The organism is Geminicoccus sp. (assembly GCF_035556675.1).
Classification (GTDB): domain Bacteria; phylum Pseudomonadota; class Alphaproteobacteria; order Geminicoccales; family Geminicoccaceae; genus Geminicoccus.
This window is the reverse complement of sequence record NZ_DATMFZ010000384.1, coordinates 1-5,410: the sequence shown is the minus strand read 5'-3', so window position 1 is coordinate 5,410 and position 5,410 is coordinate 1. Positions and strand designations below refer to the sequence as shown.

At 68.2% G+C, this 5,410-nt stretch carries 4 protein-coding genes; 1 reads left to right on the top strand and 3 read right to left on the bottom strand.

The features are described 5' to 3' along the window. The 3 genes from VNS22_RS27675 to VNS22_RS27665 form a co-directional block, all read right to left on the bottom strand. Positions 1–834, bottom strand: an 834-nt coding sequence (locus tag VNS22_RS27675) for a calcium-binding protein (RefSeq protein WP_325738355.1), incomplete at its 3' end; no start/stop codon positions are given. Between the two features lie 157 nt (positions 835–991). Further along, positions 992–2,260: an ABC transporter substrate-binding protein gene (locus VNS22_RS27670; RefSeq protein WP_325738354.1), complete on the bottom strand. Its 1,269-nt coding sequence runs from the start codon at positions 2,258–2,260 to the stop codon at positions 992–994. 410 nt (positions 2,261–2,670) lie between these two features. Next, positions 2,671–4,221, bottom strand: coding sequence for a galactose oxidase-like domain-containing protein (locus VNS22_RS27665; RefSeq protein ID WP_325738352.1), 1,551 nt, complete (start codon positions 4,219–4,221; stop codon positions 2,671–2,673). Positions 4,222–4,547: 326 nt separating this feature from the next. On the opposite strand from VNS22_RS27665, the gene hisD reads away from it, so the two are divergent. After that, positions 4,548–5,410: histidinol dehydrogenase (gene hisD / locus VNS22_RS27660; protein ID WP_325738351.1), on the top strand; the 863-nt coding region annotated here is incomplete at its 3' end.

Below are 5,410 nucleotides of genomic sequence, written 5' to 3'. Positions count from 1 at the left end.
GTCCAGGCCGCTGCCGCCCTCCAGCCGGTCGTCGCCCTCGCCCCCATGGATCCGGTCGTCGCCGCTGCTGCCCCAGAGGATGTCGTTGCCGGCCCCGCCCATGATCCGGTCGTCGCCGCCACTGGCATTGATCGTGTCGTTGCCGTCGCCGCCCTGGAACAGGTCGTCGCCCTGGCCGCCGAACAGCCGGTCGTCCCCGGCCCCGCCATCCACCCGGCTGCCCGGCACCGGCCCGTCCACCTCTTCCGCCGGCAGGCTGATACGGTCATCGCCGGCCCCGCCATAGATCACGCTCCGGCCGTGCCCCGCCGAGATCTCGTCATTGCCGGCGCCGCCATAGAGGGCATGGTCGCCTGCCCAAACCTGGATCCGGTCGTCACCGTCATGGCCGAACGCGACCGTATCGCCGCGATGGTCGAGCAGCCGGTCATCCCCGGCATTGCCGGAAAGCCGGTCGTTGCCGTCCCCGCCTGTCAGCACGTCATCGCCTTGGCCACCCAGCAGCAGGTCATCGCCATGCTCGCCGCGCAGCTCGTCGTTGCCATGCTGGCCGAACAGGACGTCGTCACCCACGCCGCCCACCAGCAGGTCATTGCCATGCCAGCCATACAGCCGGTCGGCATCCTCCTGGCCGAACACGATGTCGTCCCCGTCGCCGGCGTTCACGTAGTCGTCGCCGCGCCCGGCATGGACCAGGTCATCGCCACCCCCGAGCTCGATCCGGTCGCGCCCGCCGAACGCCCGAACCTGGTTGTTGCCGAACGGATCGTAGATCACGTCCGGGCCATTGGTGCCGATCAGGAGATCGTTGCCCACCGTACCGCGGATGACCATGCCCAACTGCCCATGCCTGCTCGCCGTCCCACCCGCGGCTAGCGGAAATGAACAAAACATGTCAAAGCTTTAATACAGCCTGTCGCCGTTCTTCGGCACCATCCAGGCCAAACGGCGGCCGGCCGGTATCCGCGTACCGGCCGCCGCCCGTCGAACCCTACTGCTGGTAACCACGCCGCCCGAGCAGGTCGGAGACCTCCTTCGCCGCCGTGTCCAGCGCCTGCTGGATGTCGGTCTCCTCGACGATGCCCTGGACCATCCGCTTGGTCGCGATCTCGGCCGCCTCGTTGAACTCAGGCAGGTTCGGCAGGGGCTCAGCGGCCGCCATCGCCGCCGACACCGCCGGATACCAGCGGAACTCCTTCTGCACCTCCGGATCGTTCAGCACCGCCTGGCGCGGCGGGGTCGCGAGCTTCGCCGCACCACGCTGGCTCTCCTCGCTGAGGGCACCGGCCAGGACCCGGAACAGCGTGTTCCGGTCCTTGCCGGAGAAGCGCGAGATCGCATAGCCGTCCGTGGTGATCGACTGCTTGCCGCCCGGCGGCGTGGTCCACTCGATCAGCCCGATCACCCGCGACTTGGCCGGATCGTCCATCGACGCGCAGCGCGTCGCCCATTGCTGCCCTACGGCACAGACATCCTGGCCGAAATTGACCGCGTTCTCGTCATTGCCATGCGCGGTGAAGCCCGGCACCGCGAACTTGGCCAGGCGGCGATAGGTATCCACCGCCGCCGCCCCGCGCTCGCGGTTGAAGATCGGCCGCCATTCCTCATCGAACCAGCCCTCGCCCACCGTGTTCATCACGGCCTGCAGCTCGTGGGGTGTCATGTCCCATTTCAGTGCCAGCGTCGTGCCGCTGCGCCGCGGCGGCGAGTCCAGGGCTTGTGCGATCGCGATCACGTCCTCCCAGCTCTGCGGCTGCGCCAGCCCCGCCTCCTCCAGCAGGTCGCGGCGATGCGCCCAGAGCAGGACATTGGTGGTGAGCGGCATGGCGTAGATGTGGCCCTCGAAGGTCACGCCGCGCATCGACGCCGGGTTGATGTCGTCGAGGTTGAACTCCTCGCGATGCTTCTCCCAGAGGTCGTCCAGCGGCTCCAGCCAGCCATTCTTAGCATAGTTCGCGATGCTGATGCTGTTGACCCAGAGCAGGTCCAGCCCGGCGCTACGCGAGGACAGCGCGATGCGCTGCATCTGCATCGCGTCGCCGGACGGCATCAGCCGGGCATCCAGCTCCACGCCCGGCACGGCCGTCCGCATCTGGTCGGCGTAATATTCGAGCGCCGGATAGCGGTGGCTGATCAGATGCACCGGATCCGCGGCATGGGCGCGGCGCAGCACCGCCGGCATCGCCAGGGCCGCCGCCGTGCCGCCCAGCACCGCGCGCCGGGTCGCGGCCCTCTTTTGGGGACTGGCCTTGAGTCGCATGTCTTGTAGCCTCCTTGTCCGCATCCTCGATGGGCGTCTGCCGGATGGCACGCCTCCCTGCCGGTTCTCTTGAACGAGAACTCTTCTCCTGCTTAGCGGCTTGCGCGACCTCGGGCCATCACGGGCGGTTCCAGCCTGCGAACTCCGCGTGGCCATCATGGACCAGCAGGCTGGCACCTGCTTCCTGCCGGGGATCGATCATCTCCTGGCAGCTTGCGGCCCCCTTTTTCGTCATGGCTGGCCCTGAGCCGGCCATCCGGGAAGGGCCAGGAAAACGATGGCCGGGTCGAGCCCGGCCAATGACGAAGAAGAAGGAACAATGGTTCAGGCGGCCATGCTCGGCCCCGGAAGCATCCGCGGGACTGTCAGGCTATGACGGTTCCTCCCTGGACGACGCCGTGCCCCCGTCTTCAGCTCGCCGTAATGTACATCGGCATGACCTTGCCCTGCGACGGCACCCCGTCCTTGTCGATCACGAACAGGAGGTAGTAGCCGGGCGGGGCCAGCCTGTTGGTCTTGGGTGCGGTCACCGCCAGCGTGTTGCCGGAGCGCTGGAAAGGCAGCTCCATGAAGCGCTGGTCCATGTTGAAGCTGTGGGTGACCGAGCCGGTCTTGACCAGCGTCACTCGGGTGATCCGCGCTCCGTTGTCGACCCCGATCTTGAAGTTGCGCCCGGCCTTCAGGCTGGTCGGCACGCTCGTGATCTTCGGCCGGGCCGCCAGGTTGCCCTTCGCGTCGAACAGATAGGGCGGATAGTAGATTTCGGCGTCGAGATTGTTCTGCGGCCCGGTCGCCCCACCGCCGCCCACCAGCACTGTACCGTCGGCCAACAGGATTGCCGCCGAGTGGTAGAGCCGGGCCTTGCCTGACCTGGTAGGCGCGCCGCTGGTCCACTTGCCGGTCTTCGGGTCCCAGATGAACGGCGTGTAGTTGACCTCGACCAGCTCGTTATAGGCCTTGGACCCGCCGGTCACGACCACCTTGCCATCGGCCAGCAGCGTGGCGGTGCTCCAGTGCAGCGCCTTGGGCAGGCGCTCGGTCTGGGTGAAGGTCGGCGTCGCGCCATTGATGTCGACCACGGTTGCCATGTTGCCGGGCTCGGGCCGGGTGCCGCCGCCCGCCACCCGCAGGATCTTGCCCGGCGCGAACATCGCCTCGGTCGAGCTCTTGCCCCAGCTGCCGCGAAACGTGCCGAGCCGCTCCACCCGCCCGGTGCCGGACGGATCGACCCGGTACACCGCCCGGTCGGAGAAGCCGAAGATCAGCCCGTCCGGGGCCACCCAGTTGCGCGGGTAGTAGAAGGAGATCCCGCTGGTGTCGGCCCCGGTCAGCAGTCGGAACGAGCCGTCCCGGCCGCGGATCTCCGGATGGTCGGTGCCCTTGTCGCCGCCCTGGATGTAGCTCTCGCCATTCGGCAGGGTGGTGATCGAGGCGTACCAGCGCTCGCGGTTCATGGTCCGCCCGGACACGAGCTGCTTCTTGCGGGTCAGGTAGATCGTCGAGCGGTCGATCCCCATGTTCTTGGTCCGCACCCCGTCCCAGATGTCGCCGCCCACCATCACGATGTCGCCGACATCGGGTAGCAGCACCTGGGCGCTGCAGAACACGTCGGTGGCGGTGCCGTTCGGCAGAGTCAGGTGGTAGCCTTGCGGCCCGTCCTGCGGGTCCCAGACATCGTATTCAAGCAGGCCGGTCTGCATGCCAACCCGGTCTGAGCCATAGCTCATGATCCGCCCGTCGCGGGTCATCACCATGTGGATCGGCACGAACGGCCAGGGCAGAAGCGGTCCCCAGGCGCCGAGCTTCCGGTCCCCCTTGATCGCCGCCGCGGCAGGACCGGGCAGGAAGCCGGCGGCGACGCCGGCGCCGGCCGCCGCCAGGGCGGAGCGCAGGAACAGGCGGCGCGCGAGCGAGGGTCCGCCGCCGGACCCCGGCAGCGTCGAAAGACGCAGATCGAACATGACAGGCCTTCAGTAAAATGAGCTCGGACGAATCAAGGCAGCTATCGGGCGACGACTTCGGCACCTGCCGGAAATACCGGCGCAGGGATGACCCACCCGGCCGGGACCGATCGTGCGCGCCGCCAGCGCATATCCATGTACAGCTCAGCCCTAGCCGATGCGGCAGTATGCCGCAACAGCGTTTCGCTTCCTGCAAGCAGCAGCTATTCTAAAGGATTACGCTCCGAAATCCTGCGATGGCGCCGCCCCACCCCGGGACGGGACTTCCCGCTTGCGTCCGCCCGCCATCCGCCTAAGCCCTGGGGGCCAAGCGAAGGGAGGCAGCGATGGCACGGGTGTTGAAGCAGGGCCGCGATCCGGTGGCGGCGGCGAAGGATGACCAGAAGGTGCGCGGCACGGTCGAGGCGATCCTGGCCGACATCGAGGCGCGCGGCGATCAGGCGGTGCGCGAGCTGTCGATCAAATTCGACAACTGGGACCGCGCCGACTTCCGCCTGACCGACGCCGAAATCCAGGCCTGCCTGAGCGAGCTCTCGCAGCGCGAGCTGGACGACATCCGCTTCGCCCAGGCGCAGATCCGCAACTTCGCGGAGCACCAGCGCGCCTCGCTTAAGGACATCGAGGTCGAGACCCTGCCGGGCGTGGTGCTGGGCCAGAAGAACATCCCGGTGAACCGGGTCGGCTGCTACGTGCCGGGCGGCAAGTACCCGATGGTCGCCTCGGCGCACATGTCGGTGCTGACCGCCAAGGTCGCGGGCGTGCCCGAGATCATCACCTGCGCCCCGCCCTACCAGGGCCGCCCCGCCGCCGCGATCGTCGCCGCCCAGCATCTGGCCGGCGCCGACGTGATCTACTGCCTGGGCGGCGTGCAGGCCGTGGGCGCCATGGCGCTGGGCACCGCCACGATCGCCCCGGTCGACATGCTGGTCGGCCCCGGCAACGCTTTTGTCGCCGAGGCCAAGCGCCAGCTCTACGGCCGGGTCGGCATCGACCTGTTCGCCGGCCCCACCGAGACGCTGGTGATCGCGGACGAGACGGTGGACGGCGAGATGTGCGCCACCGACCTCTTGGGCCAGGCCGAGCACGGCTATAACTCGCCCGCCGTGCTGATCACCAACAGCCGCAAGCTTGCCGATGCCACGCTGGAGGAGATCGAGCGTCTGCTCGCCATCCTGCCGACGGCCGACAC